The 22,488-nt window shown below is 60.4% G+C and carries 22 protein-coding genes; 10 read left to right on the plus strand and 12 right to left on the minus strand.

The genetic code is table 11. From position 1 onward, the window contains the following. Position 1 precedes the first annotated feature (1 nt). From CX511_RS23075 to CX511_RS23100, 6 genes are all read left to right on the plus strand, one after another. Positions 2–856, plus strand: coding sequence for a MaoC family dehydratase (locus tag CX511_RS23075; protein ID WP_045182363.1), 855 nt, complete (start codon positions 2–4; stop codon positions 854–856). 61 nt (positions 857–917) lie between these two features. Beyond that, positions 918–1,223: a MazG-like family protein gene (locus CX511_RS23080; protein WP_045182361.1), complete on the plus strand. Its 306-nt coding sequence runs from the start codon at positions 918–920 to the stop codon at positions 1,221–1,223. Further along, on the plus strand, positions 1,220–1,969 hold the full coding sequence (locus CX511_RS23085; RefSeq protein WP_101292333.1) for a methyltransferase domain-containing protein: 750 nt from the start codon (positions 1,220–1,222) through the stop codon (positions 1,967–1,969). The genes CX511_RS23080 and CX511_RS23085 overlap by 4 nt, the downstream gene beginning before the upstream one ends. Positions 1,970–1,988: 19 nt before the next feature. Then, positions 1,989–2,627, plus strand: a complete 639-nt coding sequence (locus CX511_RS23090) for a DUF4136 domain-containing protein (protein ID WP_101292331.1) — start codon at positions 1,989–1,991, stop codon at positions 2,625–2,627. A gap of 19 nt (positions 2,628–2,646) precedes the next feature. Next, positions 2,647–3,228 (plus strand): DUF4136 domain-containing protein, encoded by a 582-nt coding sequence (locus CX511_RS23095; RefSeq protein ID WP_045182356.1) that lies wholly within the window; start codon positions 2,647–2,649, stop codon positions 3,226–3,228. Between the two features lie 65 nt (positions 3,229–3,293). Further along, on the plus strand, positions 3,294–5,246 hold the full coding sequence (locus CX511_RS23100; protein ID WP_231353351.1) for a pilus assembly protein TadG-related protein: 1,953 nt from the start codon (positions 3,294–3,296) through the stop codon (positions 5,244–5,246). On the opposite strand, the gene CX511_RS23105 is transcribed toward CX511_RS23100, so the two are convergent. Continuing rightward, positions 5,231–7,912 carry a PAS domain-containing sensor histidine kinase gene (locus CX511_RS23105; RefSeq protein WP_101292329.1) on the minus strand — a complete coding sequence of 894 codons (2,682 nt, stop codon included), beginning with the start codon at positions 7,910–7,912 and terminating at the stop codon, positions 5,231–5,233. The two genes, CX511_RS23100 and CX511_RS23105, sit on opposite strands and share 16 nt — an antisense overlap. Continuing rightward, positions 7,909–8,352 carry a TadE/TadG family type IV pilus assembly protein gene (locus tag CX511_RS23110; RefSeq protein WP_101292327.1) on the minus strand — a complete coding sequence of 148 codons (444 nt, stop codon included), beginning with the start codon at positions 8,350–8,352 and terminating at the stop codon, positions 7,909–7,911. The genes CX511_RS23105 and CX511_RS23110 overlap by 4 nt, the downstream gene beginning before the upstream one ends. 74 nt (positions 8,353–8,426) lie before the next feature. On the opposite strand from CX511_RS23110, the gene CX511_RS23115 reads away from it, so the two are divergent. Continuing rightward, complete coding sequence (locus tag CX511_RS23115) at positions 8,427–8,897, plus strand: A24 family peptidase (protein WP_045182350.1); 471 nt, start codon at positions 8,427–8,429, stop codon at positions 8,895–8,897. 133 nt (positions 8,898–9,030) lie between these two features. Then, complete coding sequence (locus tag CX511_RS23120; RefSeq protein ID WP_045182348.1) at positions 9,031–9,813, plus strand: response regulator transcription factor; 783 nt, start codon at positions 9,031–9,033, stop codon at positions 9,811–9,813. Between the two features lie 23 nt (positions 9,814–9,836). Here the strand turns inward: CX511_RS23120 and CX511_RS23125 are convergent, their stop codons facing one another. From CX511_RS23125 to cpaB, 8 genes are read right to left on the minus strand one after another with little or no spacing between them, the layout of a single operon-like run. Then, positions 9,837–10,100, minus strand: a complete 264-nt coding sequence (locus CX511_RS23125) for a DUF3613 domain-containing protein (protein ID WP_045182346.1) — start codon at positions 10,098–10,100, stop codon at positions 9,837–9,839. Positions 10,101–10,134: 34 nt separating this feature from the next. Next, positions 10,135–10,836, minus strand: coding sequence for a tetratricopeptide repeat protein (locus tag CX511_RS23130; protein WP_101292325.1), 702 nt, complete (start codon positions 10,834–10,836; stop codon positions 10,135–10,137). Positions 10,837–10,850: 14 nt separating this feature from the next. Beyond that, complete coding sequence (locus CX511_RS23135; protein WP_045182342.1) at positions 10,851–11,738, minus strand: type II secretion system F family protein; 888 nt, start codon at positions 11,736–11,738, stop codon at positions 10,851–10,853. Between the two features lies 1 nt (position 11,739). After that, entirely contained in the window at positions 11,740–12,624 is an 885-nt protein-coding gene (locus tag CX511_RS23140) for a type II secretion system F family protein (RefSeq protein ID WP_177409679.1), read from the minus strand. Beyond that, on the minus strand, positions 12,618–13,889 hold the full coding sequence (locus tag CX511_RS23145) for a TadA family conjugal transfer-associated ATPase (protein ID WP_101292321.1): 1,272 nt from the start codon (positions 13,887–13,889) through the stop codon (positions 12,618–12,620). Before CX511_RS23145 ends, CX511_RS23140 begins: the two co-directional genes overlap by 7 nt. Beyond that, positions 13,886–15,076, minus strand: a complete 1,191-nt coding sequence (locus tag CX511_RS23150) for a CpaE/TadZ family protein (RefSeq protein ID WP_045182335.1) — start codon at positions 15,074–15,076, stop codon at positions 13,886–13,888. Before CX511_RS23150 ends, CX511_RS23145 begins: the two co-directional genes overlap by 4 nt. Next, positions 15,073–16,323 (minus strand): type II and III secretion system protein family protein, encoded by a 1,251-nt coding sequence (locus tag CX511_RS23155; protein ID WP_045182333.1) that lies wholly within the window; start codon positions 16,321–16,323, stop codon positions 15,073–15,075. The genes CX511_RS23150 and CX511_RS23155 overlap by 4 nt, the downstream gene beginning before the upstream one ends. A gap of 20 nt (positions 16,324–16,343) precedes the next feature. Continuing rightward, positions 16,344–17,273: a Flp pilus assembly protein CpaB gene (gene cpaB / locus CX511_RS23160; RefSeq protein WP_045182331.1), complete on the minus strand. Its 930-nt coding sequence runs from the start codon at positions 17,271–17,273 to the stop codon at positions 16,344–16,346. 323 nt (positions 17,274–17,596) lie between these two features. Here cpaB and CX511_RS23165 point away from each other — a divergent pair, with 323 nt between their 5' ends. Further along, a complete protein-coding gene (locus tag CX511_RS23165; protein WP_045182329.1) occupies positions 17,597–17,830 on the plus strand; it encodes a Flp family type IVb pilin in 234 nt (77 codons plus the stop codon). Positions 17,831–17,889: 59 nt separating this feature from the next. Next, positions 17,890–18,297 carry a response regulator gene (locus tag CX511_RS23170; RefSeq protein WP_045182327.1) on the plus strand — a complete coding sequence of 136 codons (408 nt, stop codon included), beginning with the start codon at positions 17,890–17,892 and terminating at the stop codon, positions 18,295–18,297. Positions 18,298–18,306: 9 nt separating this feature from the next. Here the strand turns inward: CX511_RS23170 and CX511_RS23175 are convergent, their stop codons facing one another. Together CX511_RS23175 and pbpC are read right to left on the minus strand one after the other, a co-directional pair. Next, positions 18,307–19,971: a ShlB/FhaC/HecB family hemolysin secretion/activation protein gene (locus tag CX511_RS23175; RefSeq protein ID WP_045182325.1), complete on the minus strand. Its 1,665-nt coding sequence runs from the start codon at positions 19,969–19,971 to the stop codon at positions 18,307–18,309. Positions 19,972–20,086: 115 nt separating this feature from the next. Beyond that, positions 20,087–22,441: a peptidoglycan glycosyltransferase PbpC gene (pbpC, locus tag CX511_RS23180; protein WP_045182323.1), complete on the minus strand. Its 2,355-nt coding sequence runs from the start codon at positions 22,439–22,441 to the stop codon at positions 20,087–20,089. Positions 22,442–22,488 lie beyond the last annotated feature (47 nt).

Genomic DNA, 22,488 nt, shown 5'->3' on the forward strand with positions numbered 1-22,488 from the left:
CATGACTCGACAATGGCAGGACCTGAGCAATACCGATTCACTCTCTCACCTCTATCTACGTGCCGCCCGCAAACGCAAGATCACTGGCAGCACCTTGCCTGACACGGGTTTGCGCTGTTACCTGGAAGTCCAACCGCGACGGCTGGAGGCTTACCGCAAACTCTGTCATTTCAGCGACGATGGACGTTTGCCGCCAACCTTCCCACACGTGATGGCCTTCGCGTTGCAAATGCAGTTGTTGACCGACAAGGCCTTCCCATTCCCGTTGCTTGGCCTGGTGCACCTGCACAACAGCATCCGCGTACTGCGCCCACTCGGTGGTATCAGCCACCTGCGCTTTAGTGTGTATGTAGACAACCTGCAGCCTCATGAAAAAGGCGCCACCGCCGACCTGATCACTGAAGCCGAAGATGGCCTGGGCCTGATCTGGAGCGAAACCAGCCGCATGCTCTGTCGCGGGGTGAAACTAGAGGCACAGCCCACCCCTTCTGAAGCGCCTGACAGCATTGCGCTGGAGGAGTTGACCCGCTGGTATGCTGACAGCGACATCGGCCGCCGTTATGCCAAGGTTTGCGGCGACTACAACCCGATCCACCTGAGCGCTGCCAGCGCTAAACTGTTCGGTTTCCCCACCGCCATTGCCCACGGTATGTGGAGCAAAGCCATGACCCTGGCGGCGTTACGCAGCCACCTGCCGGTCAGTGGCTACCAGGTCGAGGTCGACTTCCTCAAACCCGTGCGCCTGCCCGGTGAAGTGATCCTCAACGCCAGCCCCACTGCCGACCAGGGGCAGCTGCGCCTGGACGGCCATGGCGATCTGGTGCACATGCGCGGAGCCTGGCAAACCCTGGCGTGACACAGCCCTCTTGCGTTGCGCAAGCGCCCGCCTGAAGCTATGCGGCTTGAGGAGAGCTTTGATGAACCTGCACGAACTGACGCAACGCTTGCACCGTATCCGTGACACCAACGACTGGCGCGGTTTTCACAGCCCGAAAAACCTGGCCATGGCTGCCAGTGTGGAGATGGCCGAACTGGTGGAGATTTTCCAGTGGCTCAGTGAAGACCAGTCGCGCCAGCTTTCGCCTGAACAACAGGAACATGCTGGCCAGGAGGTCGGCGATGTAGTGCTTTACCTGTTGTTACTGTGCAGTGAACTGGGCCTGGACATGGAGCAGGTGGTACGGGCCAAGCTGGCCGACAGCGAACGGCGGTTTGCACGATGAAAGACCGCCATTTCGACGCCCTGGCCACACGCTTTGCCGAAAAAATCTACGGCGGTGCCAAAGGTGCAATCCGCCTTGCGGTGCTTCAGGCGGACTTGGCCGAAACCCTGCCCGAACGCCCTTTGCGCGTTTTGGATATTGGCGCGGGCCTGGGTCATATGGCCCTGTGGCTGGCTGAGCGCGGTCACCATGTCACCCTCGCCGAGCCCGCCGCACCGATGCTTGAAGGCGCCCGCACGCGCTTTGCCCAAGCAGGGCAAGCGGCAACGTTCATCCAGGCGCCCTGGCAGGACCTGCTCGGGCAACTGACAGAACCCTACGACCTGGTGCTGTGCCATGCGGTACTGGAATGGCTGGCTGAGCCTGAGACCATTCTGCCGGTCCTGCATCAGCTGACCCGTAGTGATGGCTTGTTGTCACTGGCGTTCTACAACCGCGACGCCCTGGTTTATCGCAACCTGCTCAAAGGCCATTTTCGCAAGCTGCGGCGCGATGACATGGCCGGCGAGAAGCAAAGCCTGACCCCGCAGAAACCACTTGATCCACGCACGCTCAGGGTGCAAGTTGAAGATCTGTGGCAGATCGAAACCGAAAGCGGCGTGCGGGTGTTCCACGACTATATGCCCAACGAGTTCCAGGCCAAGGCCGAGCTACTTGATCTGCTGGAAATGGAACTGGCCCATCGACGGCATCCCGCCTTTGCCGGGTTGGGACGCTACCTGCACTGGCTCTGTCGACCACGCTGAATCACGCCGGGAGGGTGACATGTCGTATCGTTTGGCTATGGGCCTGCTGTGCCTGGCCCTGGCAGGCTGCCAGAACAGCAACCCCTATGTCGCCAGCTCCCTGCCACTGCCACCAGCGCCGCCGCAGGCGGCCAACACTTTCGATGCCAGCGCCTACCCTGCGCCACCACGGGATTTTGGCCGCTACCGCAGTTGGACCTGGCAAAACGGCCAGTTGCCATCCGGCACGGCCCTGGCCGAGCCTGCGCAAATCGCCGACGCGGTCAGCAGTGCCCTGGACCAGCATGGCCTGCGCCCGGCGCGCAATGGCCAGAGCGGTGACCTGCTGGTCAGTGCCAACGTGCAACTGGAGCGGCGTTTGCGCCAGGTACGTGAAGACTACTATCCCTACGATAACTATCCCTACGGCTACCCCTATGGCGGATACGTCGGTGCCGGCCGCTACTACAACGGCTACGGGGTGTATGGCAGCGTTCCAGTGGTGCGCACCTACGAGGTTGAAGTCGTGGTGGTCTACGTCGACCTGTATGACGCCCGCGACGGCCAAGCGGTGTGGAGCACCAGCGCCGAAACCAGCAGCCAGGGCTCCCAAGGCGAACGCGCAGAGGCTTTACGCAAGTCAGTGAACAAGGCCCTTAGCGGCTATCCTCCCAGCTAAAGGCAATTGGAGATCCATTATGTTGTGCCGTGTCGTTTTACTCTCCTTAGTGATGTTGCTCGGCGCCTGCCAGAGCAACAATGCAACCGTGGATTTCGATGCTAGTCGCGACTTTGCTGCCTATCGCAGTTGGGTGTGGCAGGAACCGGCGCTGCAGTACCGTCCTGACGATCCGCGCATCAAGAGCGACCTGACTGAACAACGCATCCGCCAAGCGGTGACTGGCCAACTTGATCAGCGTGGCTTGCGCCCAGCTCAAGGCAATAGCCAGGGCGATCTGAAAGTGCAGTCCTATCTGATCGTCGAGCAACGCCAGCAGCAGATAACCACCCATTACGGCGGTGCCTGGAACGGTTACTGGAACGGCTACTGGGGCGGGCCGATGTACAACGAAACCCGCAGCGTTGACTACAAGGTGGCGACCATCCAGATCGATATGTTCGACAGCAAGGATGGCAAGCTGGTGTGGCGTGGCAGTGCCGAGCAAATCATGAACAATTACCCGCCAACCCCAGAAGAACGCAGCAGTGCGATCTACGACACCGTGAGCAGCGCCTTGTCCAACTACCCTCCCACTAGAGGCACAACGCCATCCCCCTGACTACACTCTCCTGATCGCGGCGTAACCCTCTGTCCCGCGGGCCATGCGCCAGCTAAGGAGTGCTCGTGTCTTCTCGCTTTCCAGCACGGCAACGCGGTGCCATCGGCTTGATTGCGGCGTTGACCCTGGCCATGGGGTTGCTGTTCATGCTGATGGTGATCGACACCAGCAGACTCTACCTGGAGCAGCGCCGCTTGCAGCGGATCGCCGACATGGCAGCGTTGGAGGCTGCGGGCCAGAGTGCCGTGTGCAGCGGCGTCGGCCCTCGGGCTGATGCCCTGGCGCGGAGCAGCGCAGCTCGCAACGGTTTCGACGCGGGCGCAGGGCAAACGCTGGACACTGCCTGCGGTGCGTTACAAACCGGTGCCAATAGTTTGCGAAGCTTCAAGGTCGATGTCGTGCGCAACGAAGCAATCCGCGTCATCGCCACTGCCCAGGTCACCACCAGCGTCGCCGCCGGTGTACAGGCGCTGGCCAGCGGCAAGGCCTTACCTGACGCCACCACCTTGAGCGCCCGCGCTATCGCCGCCACCCCTAAACCACCGCAGGCCATACTGCGTATTGGCAGCACCTTGGCAAAAGTCGATTCGCGTCAATCGGCACTGCTCAGTGCCTTGCTCAATCCACTGGGTAGCCACGTCAATCTCGACCTGTTGGGCTGGCAAGGCCTGGCCGACACTCAGATCAACCTGCTCAGTTACCTCGACCAACTGGCCATTGATGTTCGCGTCAGCGCTGGCGATTACCAACAGTTGCTGCGTGCCGATGCCACCGCGAGCCAGCTCATCGACGCCGCCGCCAAGGTACTGCAGCAAGGCGGCGCTGCGGTCGAGGTGGCGACCAACCTGGGCAAGCTTGCCGTCGGTGCCGACAATACCCGCGTGCTGCACCTGGGCGACATCCTCGACCTGCAAAGTGGCACAACCCAAGCGGGTCTGGACACCAGCCTGCAAGTACTGGATCTGGTGCAAAGTGTGATCCTGCTGTCGACCAAGGACAGCGCCGCGGTGGTTGAAATGCCCATCGACCTGCTCGGTCTGGCCAAAGGCAAGATACGCCTGAAGGTCATTGAGCCACAGCAGATTTCTGCCATCGGTAATCCACAGACCGATCAGATCAAGGTACACACTGCACAAGTACGCGCCTTGATTTCACTGGACTTGCCGGTGTTGTCTACCGTCACCGGTCTGGTCAACGCCGTGCTCGACCTCGCCTCCCCCCTGACTAATATCCTCAACAACCTGCTGAACCTGCACCTGCTCGGAACCGTGAAATCGTTGACCTGCGCCTTGGGCATTCCATGCAAGGTCAGCGACATCCAACTGCTACCTGGCACGGTCAGCCTGGATGTGGGTCTTGAGGTCGCAAAAGCCAGCAGCGAGATCAGCGACTATAGCTGCACGCCGGAAAAAACTCTCACCGCGCATACCCGAAGTGCGGCGGTGGACGTCGCGATCGGCCAATTCAAAGATCGCGAAGACTTCTTCACCGTTGGAGTGGCTACGGTAAGCCCTCTGCCGTTGATTGATATCGGCACCAATGTCTGCAGCCGCCTGCTGTTCCTTCCAGCGATCTGTGGCACCCGAATTCCGTTTGAAGGCGGCGGTATCGGCTTGAAGATCAACGCGCCCTTGCTCGGTAGCAACTCCACTGACCCTGCCAGTGACCTGATATTCGCGCCTGCCGACCATACACCGCCCGATGTTGATCAGCCACCGGCCTATCTGAGCACCACCGCCAGCGACATTATCAGCAGCCTGGACACCACTATTAACGGCATTGATCTGGAGGCCTACAACCCCCTGCACGGCAACATTCTGGGTAGCGTGCTGGTATTGACGAGTGGCGTATTGAACGAGGTCAAGGCGATACTCGAACCGCTGATCAAAGGCCTGCTAAGTCCCTTGGTCGATCCCCTGATCAATGCCTTGCTGCAAACCTTGGGCATCAACCTGGTACACGTCGATGTTGGCGCCAACCTGACCTGTTCCAGTAGCCGCGCTCAGTTGGTGCTTTGAACCGGTAGCTCAATACAGAACCGCGCGCCATGGGCACCGTTATCGACACTCAGGCAACCGCCCATGCCATCAATAATCCCGTAACTGACCGACAACCCAAGCCCAGTGCCGACACCCACCGGTTTAGTGGTGAAGAACGGCTCGAAAATCCGCTCGAGCAACCGCGGCTCGATCCCGCCGCCGTTGTCCTCGACCCACAGCCGCACCCTCTGCTCATCGGCGTCCATACGCAAGGCGATCCATGGCTGCTGTTCGCGCTGTGCCAGCAAAGCATCGCGGGCATTGACCAGCAGGTTGATCAGCACCTGCTCCAACTGATCCTGATGACCACTGACCGAGCCCTGCTGTTGGGGCGTGTCGACCCGTAGCTCCACGCCCTTGCTACGCAAACCGTCAGCAAGCAATGACAACGCACCTTCCACCGCCTGCCAAGGTGCGAACCATTGCTGTTCGACCTCTGAGCGGCGGCCAAACACGCGCATATGATCCACCACTCGCGAAGCTCGCTGCACCTGGGCGTCGATCCGTTTGAGCTTGTCTTGCAGGTAATCGACCTGTACATCACCGTTTTCCAGGCGCTTGAGAGCGTTGACCACGGCCATGCGCATCACATTCAGCGGCTGGTTGATCTCATGGGCAAGCCCGGTGGCCATCTCGCCGAGCGTGGCCATTTTCGCACTCTGTAACAACTGCTGCTGGGTTCGCCTTACCTGCGTGTTGTCACGGCCCACCGCCTGGATCTCCAGCAACCGACCCTGCGCGTCGAACAGGCCTCGATCGGCCCACACCCACCAGGCGTGCTCGCGCCCTGGCAACGCCAGACAGATTTCCGCAGTGCTTACTGGCTGCTCGACGGTAAGCCCGGACAAGCGCTCAACGAAGGCCTCACGCTGGGTTGCCGACATCCACTGGCCCAGGTTCATGCCGGCCAACTGCGCGGCCGAGCACTCCAGGTAGTCGGCCAACGGCTGGTTGCCAAACACCAGGTTCAGTTCAGGTGTATAGCGACAGATCATGGCGGGCGAATCTTCTACCAACACCCGGTAGCGCTCTTCACTGACCTGCATTCGTTCGGCCGCTTCGCTGGCCTCGGTGACGTCCAGCCAGATACCCACTACTTCCACCGGCAGCCCGAGGTCATCACGCAACAGCCGCGCCTCGTCGAGCACCCAGTGATACCCCCCGTGGCGATCACGCAGACGATAACGGCCGCGCGCCTGCCCTTCGCGCAGCAAGGTGCGCGAGCGAGCCAACCATAAGTCGTGGTCTTCAGGATGGACCCATTGGCCGGGCTGCAATGTCTCACCGGTCTGCTCCCAACCAAGCATTGGTTGCAGGCTGGCGCTGAAAAACTCAGCCTGCAGCGCCCCTTCGACGTAGCGCTGGATGTAGATCACGGCAGGCGAGCTGGCGATAAGGTTTTCCAGGCGCGCTTGGGCGGCGCTAGCTTGCAGTTGCTGGCCCTTGATATCGCTGACATCGAGCATGAAGCCTTGCAGACGGCGTTGCTGACCACTTCCGCGCACCTGCCCACACAAGCGATACCAGCGTGGGTTCGCCGCCAGGTTGTGGTCGAGCAGACGCAGACTCAGGTGCAAGGCGCAGCCGTCGCGTTGCAGTTCCCCTAGGGCCAGCTGCGCCGCTTCACGGTCGGCTGGATGCACGCGACTGAGCCATTGACTGATGGTCAACTGTGCCGGTACCCCGAGGCTGGCGGCCAGACCGGGGTCAAGCTGCAACGCTGCCTCGCTCAAACGCCACTGCCACCAACCCGCGCCCAGTTGCAGTTGCAGACTGTCCAGACGTTCACTCTGCTGCTGCAACTCGAATGCGGCCAGGCGGCTGACCAGCGGTTCGGCATAAGCGGCCCAAGCATTAAGCGCATCTGCCGCTGACAACGGCTCAAACGGACCAACGCAGACCAGCCAGGCCTGGACGATGTGCCCTTGGGCATAAGGCAGCACGTAGGTATCAGCCTGCGGTAGCAGCGCCTGCAGCGCTGCGTGCGAAAGGCTCGAAGCCATCTGCCCCGGTATCAAGCGATCCAACAACGGCCCGAGCTCATCATCGTCAGGCCAACTCAGCGGATCACTGCTGCTGGCATAAGTCTGCCAGCCTTGTTTTCCTTGCAACAGGATACGTCCAGCGCTGGCTCGCCAATGACGGACCAGCCATTGCAACTGTTCCCGGGCCACCTGACCCAGGCGATCGAAGCTGCAATCACGCAACTCGGCAGCCAAATGACTGGTCAAGTGCCGCTGGCGTTCGGCGCTCAGCGACTGCTGGCGGTGTTGCAGCAGATCGCCGATGTCGAACAGTTGCAACAGCCAACTGCCAGGCTGCCCCAGCAGCCAGCCGCGGGTATGCAGGGTGCCGCCACTGACCGCCTTGAAATCCAGATCAAGCGGTTGTGCCTGCCAGTCCAAAGGCTCGCCTTCAAGCACCAACAGACTATAAGGCTGTACATAATCCTGCAGCCGCGCTTGCCCCTGCCCCTGTAATGCCAACGCGGAGCGCAGGGGCCCGGCCAAGCGCTGTACCCTGGCTTCATCGTCTAACCACAGCTGCAAGCCAACGGCAGGTAGGGAGGTCACCGGCTGCGGCTCGACAGCCTTCGCAGTAGAGCGCCCACGCCAACGGCCGAACAATCCTTGTCCAACACTCACAGTTGCAGGCTCGCTTCGGCCTTCAGGCTCGCAGGCAGCCGCGGCACTTCACCGATCACTGGCAGGTCGAGTACCGGCAGAACAGCGGTCAATTTAGCTTTGGCGTAGTCAATCTTTACCGTCAATAAGTTGCCCGGGGTGAGGGTGACACTGGCATCACTGGCCAGCTGAAAATTCAATGAGTTCGGCATCCAGCCCAATTGTTCGCCGAGTACCTCCTTGGCCAGCTTATCAACGTCGCGCCGGTAGGTTTCGCTGCTGGGATCCAGAGCCACACAACGACGCACCGCTTCGCTACTGGCCTGATTGAATGATTGCAGCATGAGCATCGGCAGACCGTAGCTAACCACACCATAGAACACAGCGAAAAAGATCACGAATACAGCAACGAACTCCAGTGCCACCGCGCCTTTTTGCCGTTTCACCGCGCTTGCTTTCATGATCGCGTCTACCCTGACAGTGACACCTGACTGACAGCATAGAATCATTCACCACAAAGGGATGCATTTCGCCAATGCAAAGCATTGTCCTGTTGTTGTGGCTTGCCTTGTGCACTGAACAAGACCTGCGTGAGCGCCAGATCGCCAACACCCTGACCCTCGGCGCTGCAGCCTGCGCGCTGGGTTATTTATTCATTACCGGGCACACCTGGATCGGTGCCGACGCCAGCGAAGGTGGCTGGGCGCTGGCCATCGTCATGCTCCTGACCTTGCCCGGCTACATGCTCGGTCGCTTTGGTGCCGGGGATGTAAAGCTGCTTGGCGCCTTGGCGTTGGCGACCGATCGCATGTATGTACTGGGCACCTTTATCGGCGCCGGAATAGCTGTACTGATCTGGCTGTCCAGTCGGCGCTGGCTGTGGTCGCTGCTAAGTCAAAAGGTTAAGAACCGCATCAAGCAACTGATCGAGGAAACGTCAAATAAACAACCCTTCGCGCCCTTCATCTTGGCCGGTTTTATCCTGGCCAGCGTGTGGACCCATTAGTCGCCCCGTCCACTGTTCGCACCGCGTCTCGCTTTTACATAGTCTCAAAGTGCGACTACTTTCTAGAGAGTCCGCGGCCGATCGCAAGGCCCCAAGCTCCGGGATAGAGGAGCTTTTTAGCAGGGAGTAGCGTGTGAACAAGCCCGTCAGTGCAGTAAAGGTATTGGTGGTCGATGACCAGCCCTTGACCGTCGCAGAGCTCTGCGAGTTTCTGCAAAGTTGCGGCTACTGTTGTGTGCCCTGTCAGTCCACCGATCAAGCGCTCGAATGCTTTGCTGCTGATCCAGGCATTGGCCTGGTGCTGTGCGACTTGCACATGCCCGGCTGCGATGGCATCGAATTATTCAAGGCGCTGAAAGTTATCGCTGGCCATCAGCGAATTTTCGAAGCCATCATGCTCACCGGCCAAGCCGACAAGCAGGATGTGATCAGAGCCTTGCGCGAAGGCTTTGCCGACTACTACCAAAAACCCGTAGACCTGAATGAACTGCTCGAAGGCGTTCAGCGACAGGAGGCTGCAGTGCAGGAGCAGCAGAAGAGTGTCCAGCACCTGGGTACCCTGAACCAGAAACTGCAGTACCTGGCCGACTCGATCGATGACCTTTATCAGGACCTGGACAAAGCCCGGGGCCTGGGTGCGCATCGCCGTTCCACCGACGTCGAACGTGAAGCAGAGAGCGAAAACCTGCCGAGCCTTTTCGAGCAACTGTCACCGCGTCAACTGGAAGTCGCGCGCCTAGTCAGTAAAGGCAAGACCAACTACCAGATCGCCTGCGAATTAGGCATCACCGAAAACACCGTCAAACTCTATGTCTCTCAGGTATTACGCCTGACCCACATGCACAACCGCACGCAGCTCGCACTGGCATTGTCGCCGAGCAACTCACCATTGCGTCTGCGAGTGACGGCGCATTAGTGCAGCGTTACCACACGATGCCCTTACTTGCTGGATGAGTTGACCTTCTCCCATTGGTAGAACTCCGGGAGCTCATACTTGTAGCTGTCCAGCCAACGCTGCATGGTCTGCTCGCGCTCCTTGGGCGTGGCTGACTGCGGGATCTTCGAGGCCTGCTGGTTGCTGGCCTGCATCTGCAACCAGGCTTCAGTGGCATTTTGCGACGCGGACGACGGCCCCGCCTCTATCGCCAGCGCCGTCAACGGTTGTGAACTCAAGGTAAGCAGTAATAACCAAGCAGATTTCATAAACACCTCATCGTTGCCTGAGCCTAAGGATGAATTACTGCACCGCCGCGACCTGATCGGCGCGCGCTGTCGAAGATTTGCCTGGTTGCTTCAAGTACTCGGCACGCGACCTGGCCTCGCTGAACTGAGCCGGTGTCAGGTTCAGGCGTGAGACCAAGTCGGCCGCCTGCTGCCACTTGTCCTGATACAACAGCAAGCTGACCAGGTTGACCGCCGCCAGGGTGTTGTTGTCCTTGAGTTCGATGGCCGTCAGAAACTCGAATCGAGCCTGTTCGACGTTGCCAAGGTTGAGGTAAACCACACCGAGATCGTTGCGTACTTTTTCATCTGTAGGTGCCAGGCGTACCGCCCGCAGCAGGTGGCGCTGGGCCTGAAGATTGTCACCACGGGCCGCCGACAACTGGCCCAGGCCATGTTCGGCGTCGGAGGCCAGACAACCACCAAGCAGGCTGCGATACAACGGTTCGGCTTCGCTGCGCCCGAGCAGGCGCAGTACCTTGGCCTTGCGCAGACGCACCTGAGCCATGTCCGTCGGCAGCGCCTCAAGGTGCGCGAGGCTGGCATGCGGACGCCCTTCGCTGAGCATCTCGTCAGCCATGCTCAAAGCCAACTCCTGACTCGAGTCGGGTTTGGCGCAACTGGCCGTGCTACCTGCCAGCGCCGCCCAAGGCGGGCCACCAGCAGTGGCACAACCACCGAGCAACACCAGGCTCATGACTACCATGACTGCTTTCATCCCTGCTCCTCCGTTCATGAGCCCATGGCCTTGGCCAATGCCGTGAAGCCGGGGCCGGCCAGCACGATCAGCAAGGCGGGAAACAAAAACACCATCATCACCATCGACATCTTCCCGGACATTTTCGATATCCGTTCCTGCATCCGTGTCAGCCGCCGGTCATCCAATAGTTGCTTGAGAGCCAGCAGCGATTTCATCGCCCCGCCGCCTTGGGCGAGCAATTGCTGAAGAATCACGCAGGTGTCGCTGAATTCGTCCACAGCCAGCGTCTGCGCAGTTTTCTCCAGCTCCGGCGCCAGGGCCAGGCCGGAATCGACCCGCAGCAATATCAGCCGTAACTCTTCGCTGAGCACCGGCAACAGGTGCCGCGACTCCTGGCTCAACACGCGTAAGCCCTGCTCTACCGCCAACCCCGATTCGAACAGAATGCGCAGCAAGGGAATGAAGGTCGCCACTTCCCGCACAATTTGTTGCTGGCGCCGTGCTGCCGCCCATGCCAGCAGGCGCTTAGGTAGTAGGTAGCCGATCCCCAGGGCACACAGCGGCACCACTAGCCAGGCACTCTGGTGGTCGTGGTAGAAGGTTTTTTCGACCAGCACGCCAACGCCCAACGCCAGCACCGGCACGCCGACTTGGCAGGCAGCGAACAACGCGCGCTGGCGGCTGCGCCGCCAACCGAGCCGATCGAGCAGCAGGCGGGTTTCACCATCGAAATTCAACAAGCGCTGCGCCAGCGAGCTGCTGCCCACCTGCTGCAGCCAGTTGCCCAGACGATCATCGCCCGTCAGTTGCCCTTGCAGACGCTGGGAAACCAGACGCTGCCTGCGCCGCTGGCGTAGAAACTGGCTGAGCAACAATACAAATGCTGCGAAGAACATAACGGCGCTTAGCATCAAGGCCATGTCAGATACTCCGCAACATGCGCCACAGCGCCAGGCAACCAAACACCTGCAAGCCGAATGCGCCGAGCAACATGAATTGACCGTGGCTGTCGTGCCACATGGTCAACAGGTACTTGGGGTTACTGAGCAGAAAGTAGCTGGCCATGCCCACTGGCAACAGTCCCAGAACAATCGCCGTCATTCGCGTTTCACCGGTCATCGCGCGCAACTGTCGGGCGCCCTGCTCACGCTCGCGAATCAGCTTGATCAGGTTCTCCAGCAACTCGCTGGCATTGCCACCGTAGCGATGATTGATGCGTAAACCGAGGGCGAACAGACGCAGCTCGTCTTGCTCATAGAGTTCGGCCAGATCCTGCATGGCATCGTCGAGGCTGACCCCCATCTGCACGTTACGCCGCACTCGCTGCATAGCCCCCTGCAAGGGTTGACGGGAGACCGCAATGCCACCGAGCACAGCATCGCTCAAGGTTCGGCCAGACTTGAGGCTGCGCACGCAATGATCGAGCAGCACCGGCAATTGCTCAATCATGCGCTGCACACGGCGGTGATAGCGCCAGCCCAGATACAGGCGAAACAGCAACGGCCCCGTCAGCAACAGCACCGCGCCGAACGCCCACCCCATCGCCAGTGCGATCAATAAAGACAGCAACGCCCAGGCGGCCAAGCACGACAACAGATGGTCATTGCGTCGTTCCAGGCCTGCTCGCTGCAACAGCCGATCCAGCCAGTCGCGTCCTGCTGGCGCCAGGGTGGAAGCAGTCTGGACCCGGCCGAGTCGATCCAGGGTACGTTCAGTACCGGCCTTGCGCAGACCGCTGTAGAACAGCCGAATGGAAAAGCCCAGCAATCCCAGGCAAATAATCCCCAGCAACGCCCCGATCATGATTGGGGCTCGGAGAATACCCGGCGGAGTTTGTCACTCGCCGGGTTTAGCGCTTCGCGCAAGAAGCCCTCGCCACTGCGACGATCAAGACGGAACAGGGTGTTGGTGACATAAACATCCTCACGCACGCCAACCACTTCCAGTACTTCGCTGACACAACGCCGACCGTCAGCCAGACGCGTCAACTGGATCACAACATCGAGCGCGGCACAGATCATCTGCCGCAAGGTCTTTTCCGCAACCTGGCGCCCGGTCAGGCCGACCAGGGTTTCCAGACGCAGCAAGGCATCCTGCGCAGTGTTGGCATGTACGGTGCTCATCGAACCATCGTGACCAGTATTCATCGCCGTCAGCACATCAAGCACTTCAACACCACGAATCTCGCCCAGCAGAATACGATCAGGGCGCATGCGCAGGGCGTTGCGAATCAGCTCGCTGGATTTGATTTCGCCATGGCCCTCGGCATTCGGCGGGCGGGTTTCCAGGCGCACCACATGCGGGTGGTCCAACTGCAGTTCAGCGACATCCTCAATGCTCACCAACCGTTCATGTGGGGTGATCAACTGGCTGAGGATATTGAGCAAAGTAGTCTTGCCGGTGCCGGTGCCGCCGCTGACCAGGATGTTGCAGCGCCGCGTCACCGCCAAGTGGAGAAAATCGAGGATGTTCTGGTCAATGGTGCGCGTGGCCAGCAGGTCAGCGCTTTTGAGCATGTCCTTGCGAAACTTACGGATCGACAGGCAAGGACCATCCAGTGCCACCGGCGGGATGATGGCATTGACCCGGCTGCCATCGGGCATACGCGCGTCGACCATCGGCGAGGATTCGTCCAGACGCCTGCCCAGGGGCGCAAGGATGCGTTGCATCACGCGCTCGACATGATGGGCGTCGATAAAGCGCAGGTCAGTCTGCTGCAGCATGCCGCCGCGCTCCACAAACACCCGGTGCGGACCGTTGACCAGAATCTCGGTGACACTGGTATCACGCAGCAGCACTTCCAGCGGGCCGAAGCCGGTCAACTCATCGACGATTTCCTCAGCCAGGCGCTCCATCTCATAGCGCGACAAGGCCAGGTGCAGGCGCGATATGTAGTCACCGACTTGCTCCACCACAAACTGCGCGAGCGCCGGGCGCGACCCTTCAAGCAAGTTACGCCCGCTGTCTTCAATGGCGTCGATGATGTAACGATGCAAGGCCCGCTTGAGAGCTTGAGGATCGTTGCCCAGGTTATGCCGTTGACCACCGAACAGTTCATCGACGCTGCTCATTTGTGCCCCCACAGTCGGTTCAGCCAATTAGCTCTGGCAGGTTTGTTGCTCTGCGTACGCCGCGCCAAACGCTCACCCAAGGCTTTGAGATGCTGGGTGAGGCTTTCCCGGGGGGCCAACTCGAACAGGGTCAAACCCTGGTTTTTGGCATTCAGTCGTACTTCCGGGCTGTAAGGCAGCACCACTAACAGGGGCAAGCCAAAGCGCTTGACCAAGGCATCGGCATCCGGGGCCACACCCTTGAGATAGCGATCGACCAGCAGGCTGGCATGCTCCAGTTTCATGCCTCTTTCCCGCCACTGGGCCAGCACTTCGAGATTGCGTCGGCAGTCCAGAACGTTCTGATCGGTGTACCAGATCAGCTTGTCGCAATGACTGACAAAGGTACGCAAGGCTTCACTGTCCGCCTGCCCGGTCAGGTTGACCACGATGTGCTGGAAGTGCTGACGCAAGGCACTGAGCAGCATGTACAACTCGGCAGCGCTGGTACGTTCCAGCGGCTCGTCGCTTTGGGCATAAGCCAGCAAGCGCAAACCGGAGCTTTCGCGACTGAAGGCGCTGTCGATCAAGGTGTTGTCCAGGCGGCGCAGGTGACGCAAGGCATCACCGAAATGGAACGATGCCTCCAGCCCCAGCAGCGCCAGGCTATCGCCACGGGGCAACCCCAGGTCAAGCAGCAGGGTCTGCTGACCATTGTTTTGTACCACCCGTGCCAGGTGCGTGGTGAGCAGCGCACCGTCAGCCGCAGATTGTGCGCCGTACAGCACGGTCAGGCCGCCCAGGCTGGGGTTGCTGGTCACCGGTGGCAGGCGTTTGCTCAAGCGTCGCACCAACCCTGCCACTTCACTTGAGCGCGAACCATAGGCGACGAAATCCCGGGCACCAGCACGCATCGCATTGAGCACCAGCTGGTTGTCCATACCATCGCCGAGGGCGACGATCGCCAGCATCGGCTTGGCTTCCAGTACGCCTTCAATCAACGCACATTGGCTGACCACGTGCTCGCGATCGAGGCCAACAAACACCAGGTTGGCAAAGGTCACTTCGACCAGCGCCAGTAACTCATCGAGGCTGCCACTGCCGGCACCCACAACCTGTCCCAACGGTGCCAGCGCGCCCTGCAGCCACTGCAGATCGACGTTATTGCGGGTGATGGCAAGAAAGGTCTGGCTCAGGCTTTCGCTCATTGAGATAACCCGCTGCGACCCTCAAAGTCGCCGTTTTCAAGAAAGAACAGCCGGCCCCAGCTTGGGTCATAGTTGCGCAGTCCCTCACCCGGCAGCTGCGGCAGCTTGGCATTGGCAGCCAAGGGTTGGACCAAGTGCGGGGTGACGATCATCAACAGCTCGGTTTCATCGCGCATCAGCTGCGACTGACGAAAAAACGCACCCAGGATCGGGATATTGCCCAGGCCCGGAAACTTATCCACCGCCGAGCGCGTGGTGCTGCTGATCAGGCCGCTGATGACGAAACTCTCACCATCGGCCAAGGAAATACTGGTATCGGTGCGCCGGACCGTCAGCCCCGGCACCAGGGTGCCAGCGATATTCACGGCATTGGTGTAGTCCAGTTCGCTGACCTCTGGCGCGACCTTCAGGGTAATGCGATCACGGCTAACCACCGTTGGCGACAGCGCCAAGCGAATACCGAACTCCTTGTACTCGATCGAGACGTTGTCGCTGCCACTGCTGGGCACTGGGATCGGGATCTCACCACCAGCCAGGAAACTGGCGGTCAAACCACTGAGCACCACCAGGCTGGGACGCGCCAGGGTATAGGCAAAACCGCTGTTTTCCAGCGCATTGATAGCCGCCAGAAAGCGGCTGCTGCCACCTCCCCAGACAATATTGAAGACATCGTTGTCCAGCGGTACACCGCCGATCACGTCAGCCACCTGACCAGGCCTGGCGATGGTGTTGAACGTTGTACCCGGCGATCCGATCAGCGAGTTGTTGGAGCCTTTAAAGAACAGTCGTGCACCGGCTTCCTTGAACTTGGTCCGGTTGACCTCGACAAAACGGATATCGGCCTGCACCTGGCTCGGTAGCGTTGAATCCTGGGACGGTGGCAAGGCGGTATCGGCCATTGCGGTAGTGGCTACGCCTTTGACGAACAACAGCGTTTGCAGCGGGTTCTTTGAACAATCCGTCCACAGCATCAGGCTGGTAGCACCTGGGTTCATCGCCGTCAGCAGTACACCATCGTCACCACTGGCGTGTACGTCAGCAATTTTCGCATCGCCCACAGCGACCCGAGTGATCGGCACCTGAGTACGCAACTCCTGCTGCAAGCCCTGATCGATCTCGATCGCCGCTGGCAGATTTGCCAGCGCCTTGCAGCCACTTCCCGCTGCGTGGGCCAGGGGCAGCAGCGTGCCGCCGCAGAACGCAGCGCACAGCAATTGCTTGATAATCCGCACGGAACGACTGCTCATTTAAGGGCATCCTTGCTTGATCAGGGAGTAGGCTGACTGGACTGATTACCGCGGATGATTTGCATGCCACGGCGTGGCGTTGAACTGGCGACGGCCGCAGCAACGGGGGTCTGTGCCAACTGACTGAAGCGATAGAGTTCGCGGTTGGCGAGGCCCACCTCTTGGGCACTGCTTTGCGGGTCAGCCCAGTAACGGGCCAGGCGCTTTTCTTCGGCGCTGCGTACGGCCAGGCGCAAACTGCCAGCCTGGGCAGCGAGCAACAGGCGACTGGCCAAGGCTTCCGGTACCGCCAAGACCACAGTACGCGCTGCATTGCGTTGCAGCTCCTGGCGGGCCTTGTCATCCAGGGCCGGTTCCACGGGCTGCCCCTCTGTACCCAGCCCCATTTGCCTGCCGACGCTAAGCAGGCGCAGGGCCGGCAAAACCACTTGGGCGGAGGCCTGGGGGTTGTTGTTGTCTTCACGCAAGTAGAGCAACACATCAACGTAATCGCCAGGGCTCAATTGCCCTGCCGCACCAACCACATCGTCAATGGCCAGGGCCAGGGCACGCTCATGGGGATGGATCATGCGCGCCAACGGCCCGCCCGCCTCAAAGCTGCTCGCCTCAAGCCAGGTGCCAGCGCTCAGTGCGCGCCAGCTGCTGCGGCCGAGCACCTGCTCCAACGTCTGGAAGCTGCCCGCAGGTGCTACCTGTAAACGCTCAACTAACAAGTCATCGACGGTTAATGGCGTGTAGGGCTGCACATCTCGGCGCAGCACTACCACCGGGTGGCGTATTTCATCGGCGGCCTTTTCGGCCAACGCCACTGGCGCAGAGACAGGCGTTGGTGCGGCAGGCGCGGCCACGGGCTCGACGGCAGGACGGCTCAATACCAGGCCCCAGTAACCAGCGAGCACGGCGCCAAGTAAAAAGAAGCCAGCGAGAATGATGGTAATGCGACTGCTCATGCTGGCCCTTCCTCAGCGCGTGTTCGTCCCGTGCAGCCACCTTGCGAACCCGCGCACTACGTTGAAATCAGAAGTAACTATTTCGCTATTTGAAGGTAGCGCAGCTAAGGCAAAACGCCATTACCCGTCAGATTTTTTTCCATCGCAAAGCTGACACCCCCTCAAAACAGCAGGTTAGTGACGTCAAAAAGGCACTATCACTTTCGTATTAATGCCTTCTTACATTTGCCGGATTTTCAGCGTTTGACGATGCTGTGATGGCAAAGGGGAATCATCGAACAAATCCCCTGCCCATCTGCGCCTTGTGCGCCAGGAGAAGAGCCATGCGTCTGTCACGAATGCTCAAGCGCTGCAAAGAATTCTTCTACCGCAAGGACGGGGCTTCCGGTATCGAGTACGCCATTGCGGCGGCGATGGTGGCGGCAGTGTTGACCACGTTTATCGAGCCCATCTCCACCAACGTCACCTCAATTTTTGAGAAGGTGCAAACCTCCATGGAAAATGCAGGAAAAACTGGCGGTGGTACTGCTTCCACTGGTGGCGGTAGTGGCACTTAAAGACTGACCAGCTTCATGGACTATGCGGCCTGACCTTTGAATTTTAACGGTACAACACCATGCCAACCTCTTCCCAGCGACAACAGATACTCCTGGTGGATGATGAAGAGGACGCCTTGTTGGAACTGGCCGAATTGCTTGAGGGCGAAGGCTTCTGTTGCTACACGGCCACCTCGGTCAAACTCGCCCTACAGCAGCTCACCCGCCACCCGGATGTGGCCCTGGTAATCACCGACCTGCGCATGCCGGAGGAAAGTGGCATTTCCCTGATCAAGCGCCTGCGCGAGCACACGGCGCGCCAGCACTTGCCAGTGATTGTCACCTCTGGCCATGCCGACATGGACGACATCAGTGACTTGCTACGCCTGCAGGTGCTGGACCTGTTTCGCAAGCCGATCTATCACACCCGCCTGCTGGAAACCCTGGATAACCTCTTCCCCAAGCCGCGCCTACACCTGGTTAACTGACACTCGCGCCTACAGCTGATACCTGAAGCTCACGGTAAAACGTGGCTGCCGGTTGAGGCTGTCCAGGGCGATATCGGACATCGGCTTGGCCACCTCCAGGGAGATGTTGTAAGCGTGGGCATCGCCAAAGCGCAGCCCCATTGCCGTTGATGACAGGCGTGAGTCACGTATCTCCAGCTCGTTGAACCAGCTGCGTGCAGCATCCACCACAACATAGGGTTGAACACGTTTGAACCAGCCGTTGTCCCGCTTGAAGCTGTAGTTCAGCTCATACGCCGCCCCCCAGCCCTTGTCCCCCGACGCCTGGTCACTGGGATAACCACGGCCGAATGTCTGCCCGCCAAATACCGCGCGCTCGCTGTCAGGCAGGCTATCGTTGGTCCAGAACAACGCGGCCGAAACCACCCCCTGCCAATCATCGAAGAAACGATCACTCTGCAGTCCGGAGACGCGCAGGCGCAGAAAGTCGAGATCGATATTCCCTGTGGTATTCGCCCCAAAATAGTCCATGCCCTGATAGGCACCGACACTGAGAATACGCAGTTGCCGCGGATCGGCCTTGCGCCAGTCACCGTCGAACGCCAAGGCACGTAGATCGGTACGGCTGCTGATCCTAAGGGGTGCGTCAACGGCTTGATAATCGGTGTCATCGTTCACCGCATACAGGCGTCCGCCAATACTTAACCACTGGTCAGGCGCGGCAATCAGCACCTGACTGAGGCCAACCGAGTAACGGTCGTTCTCGCGGCGTTGCTTGAGGTCGACGCCATTGTTCAGACGCACCCGCGCACGCGGCTCACTACGGTACTGCGAGGCTGACAGGTTGAGCTGACTGCCTTCGCTGTCCAGGTACTGGGCATAATCCAGGCGGTAGTAGTACTCATGGTCATCGCCCGGCGGCACCAGCGCACTGAAACTCACTTGTTCGGCCAGTGACGTCTGGGCATTGCTGCTGACGGCCAATAACGCCTGAAGGTCGTCACGGCTGCCATCGCCCAGGGTCAGCGTTGAGGACACGGGGTTACGCGAGGCCTGAACCACCAGCGTGTTCGCGGCGTCATGAGTGTCAGGCGCGGCCACTTGAGCGCGAAGGGTGACTCCGGGCATCCGGCTCATCAATCCGGTATAGCGTTCCAGGGTCTCGCGCGTCAGCGGGCGCTCGGCCTTGAGCCGGGTCGCCAGCTTACCCAGATAGGCTGACGCCGGGCCAATATCGCCTTGCAATTCATAGTCGCGAATGTAGCCCTCAACCAACACCACCTGTACCCGCCCATCAGCAAAGTCCTGCGGCGGTAGGTACGCGTAAGACAACAGGTAACCATCCTGTTGATAACGCCGTGTCAGGCGTTGAGTCGCTTCATTCAACTCGGCCAGGCTAACCTCGCGATTGATCAGGTCCTGAAAGTTGTCGCGCAGGTCACTCAAGGGATAGAGGGTACCGCCTTCGAAGCGAACCTTGTGTAAGCGCACTCGGGTGCTCATCAACGCTTGCGGCTGAGGGACAGGTGCGGCTACCTGCAGGTCGAGTACGCTGGGGCGATAGGCATCGGCAGGCAAGTTGGCCGCGGGCAGGCTGCGTTCGACGTCATTGCTGTTGAGAAAGCCTGGCAGTGGTTCGGCACTTAGCCCACTTACCCAGGCAAGACTCAGAATCACGACGGTCAACGGACGCATTGGACGCTCCATGATCCCGACAAGTACGAGAGCGCCAAGACAGTCCGCTCGTCAGTCTCAAGCGTAGGTGTTGCCCGAAGGATCGTCTAATCACAATGCAAGGGCACACCGGCCGCTACTCATTGATCTGGAACTCGACCCGCGCGGTTTGCCCGCTTTCATCCAGCGCACTCAACTCCATCCGTCCGGTCTGTTCGAAACGGGCGCTCAAGTGCTCCTGCCCCAGCGACTCCCCCAGTGGCACGCCGTTGAGGAACCACCAGCGCCGCCCGCTACCACCCAGTGCTGACACCTCAAGGCGCAATGGCTCACTGCTGGTGGCCGGTCGACGTAATTGATCGCCCTGGCGCACACCGACGATAGACAACGGTGGGGCAATCGCCGGGACCTGGGGTGGGCAGTCCGGATCAAGCTGGGGCAAGCGCGCCTGGCGCCGTTCCACACGCGGTAACCAGGGCTCCAACGGCGCTGGCCACAAGGCTATCTCGCGGGCTTGAGCACCAGGACAACTGGCATCGACCCGTTGCCCGTTGGCATTGAGCCATACCGTTTCGCGCAAGCCGACGCTCAAGGGCTGGTCGGCCGCTTGCAAGGTTGGCGGTGTAGTGCCGTCCAGGGTCCAGGCAAAGCGCTGGCGACGGCAATTGTCGTCCTGGCGGGCAAGGGGTTGTCCCAGTGGCCAGCAGATCGCAGCCACGCCGACATTGGCAGGCACCGCCGCCACAGGTACAGCGATTCCACGTTGGCTGTCACGGTTGCTCAGCACGTCATGAACCTGGAGCATCAACGGCGCCGCCGACGCCAGGCCAAACTGCCCTGGTACCGGGGTGCCATCCGGTCGGCCAATCCAGATCCCGATCAGATACCGCGGCCCGACGCCGATCGACCAGGCATCACGAAAGCCATAGCTGGTGCCGGTCTTCCAGGCCAATTGTGGTCGCTGCACAAGTTCGGCATGGGGGTCACGGTCCGGGCGCGCCTGGCCACTGAGAATGCGCCGGATAATCCAGGCACTCCCCGGTGACAGTAAACGGCGGTCGAGCAATGGCGCATCCGGTTGCAACCGCATCGGGGCACTCATACCGCCGCGTGACAGCGCACCGTAGCCAGCCACCAAGTCTTCAAGGCGACTGCCCGCACCGCCGAGGATCAACGACAGGTTCGGCTCGGCCAGCGGTGGCAGGGTCAGCGGCACGCCTCCCATGCGCATCTGCGCGGCAAAGCGCTTGGGACCATAGGCTTCGAGCAACTGCACCGCAGGCAGATTCAACGACAGTGCCAGCGCCGAGCTGGCTGCCACCGGGCCGCTGAACCCCATGGAAAAGTTACCGGGCCGATAGTCGCCATAGCGTCTGGGCACGTCCTGCAACAGGGATTCGGAGTGAATCAGACCATCGTCCATGGCCATACCATAGAGGAACGGTTTGAGCGTCGATCCTGGGGAACGTAAGGCGGTGATCATGTCGACATGGCCGAAGCGTCGTTCATCGCTCAGGTCAACCGACCCTAGGTAAGCGCGTACCGCCATGTTCTGCGCCTCCACCACCAGGATCGCTGCCGAGGTTCGCTCGGGCAGCCGCGCTCGCCAGCCCAGCAGCAAGTCTTCCAGACGACGTTGCAGCGAAGCATCGAGGGTGGTGTGGATCAGCGGAGGGCTGTGCGGCCGATTCAAGCGTCGCGCCAGCAATGGCGCCAGTGTCGGCTCCTGACGTGGCGCCAGCAACAGCGGCTCCTCCATGGCCTCATCAATTCGCTGTTGCGGCCATACCTGAAACTCGGCCAGGCGCTTGAGTACTTTGTCGCGGGCCACCTGTGCGCGTGCCGGGTGACGGTCCGGACGCAAGCGGCTCGGCGCCTGGGGCAATACCGCGAGCATGGCCGCTTCAGACGGGGTCAGGTGTTGCGGCGATTTGCCCAGGTACGCCCAACTGGCTGCTGCCACACCCTGCAAGGTACCGCCAAACGGGGCGCGATTGAGGTAGATCTCCAGGATCTGCGCCTTCGACAAGTGCCACTCCAACTGCGCCGTGCGCCACAACTGGCGTAGCTTGCCGGGCAAGGTGCGTGAGTGTGGATCGAGCAGACGTGCTACCTGCATCGAGAGCGTACTGCCCCCCGACACCACCCGCTGATCACGCAGGTTCTGCCACGCTGCACGGCCAAGGGCCAGCGGGTTGACGCCTGGGTGCTGGTAGAACCAGCGGTCCTCGTAGGTCAACAGTGCCTGCAGGTAGTAGGGTGATACCTGTTCGGCGCTGACCGGGTAGCGCCAGACCCCCTCGGCATCGGCAAATCGCCACAGCGGTGTGCCGTCCTCGGCCAACACTACCCGCGCCAGGTCATCGGTCGGCAGCGGCAAGGGCCACATGCGGTCAGCGGCCCACAGCAATGCCATAAACAACAGCAGCACAGCTAATAGCCTTCTCAGGCGTTTTGCCATTGGGCTAAGCGGGCGAGCTAAGATAGGCATCAGGCCTCCCCGTCGCTGGCAATGGGCAGGGAACCGAGCAGGCCAAC

The organism is Pseudomonas sp. S06B 330 (genome assembly GCF_002845275.2).
In the GTDB taxonomy this organism is placed as follows: Bacteria; Pseudomonadota; Gammaproteobacteria; order Pseudomonadales; family Pseudomonadaceae; genus Aquipseudomonas.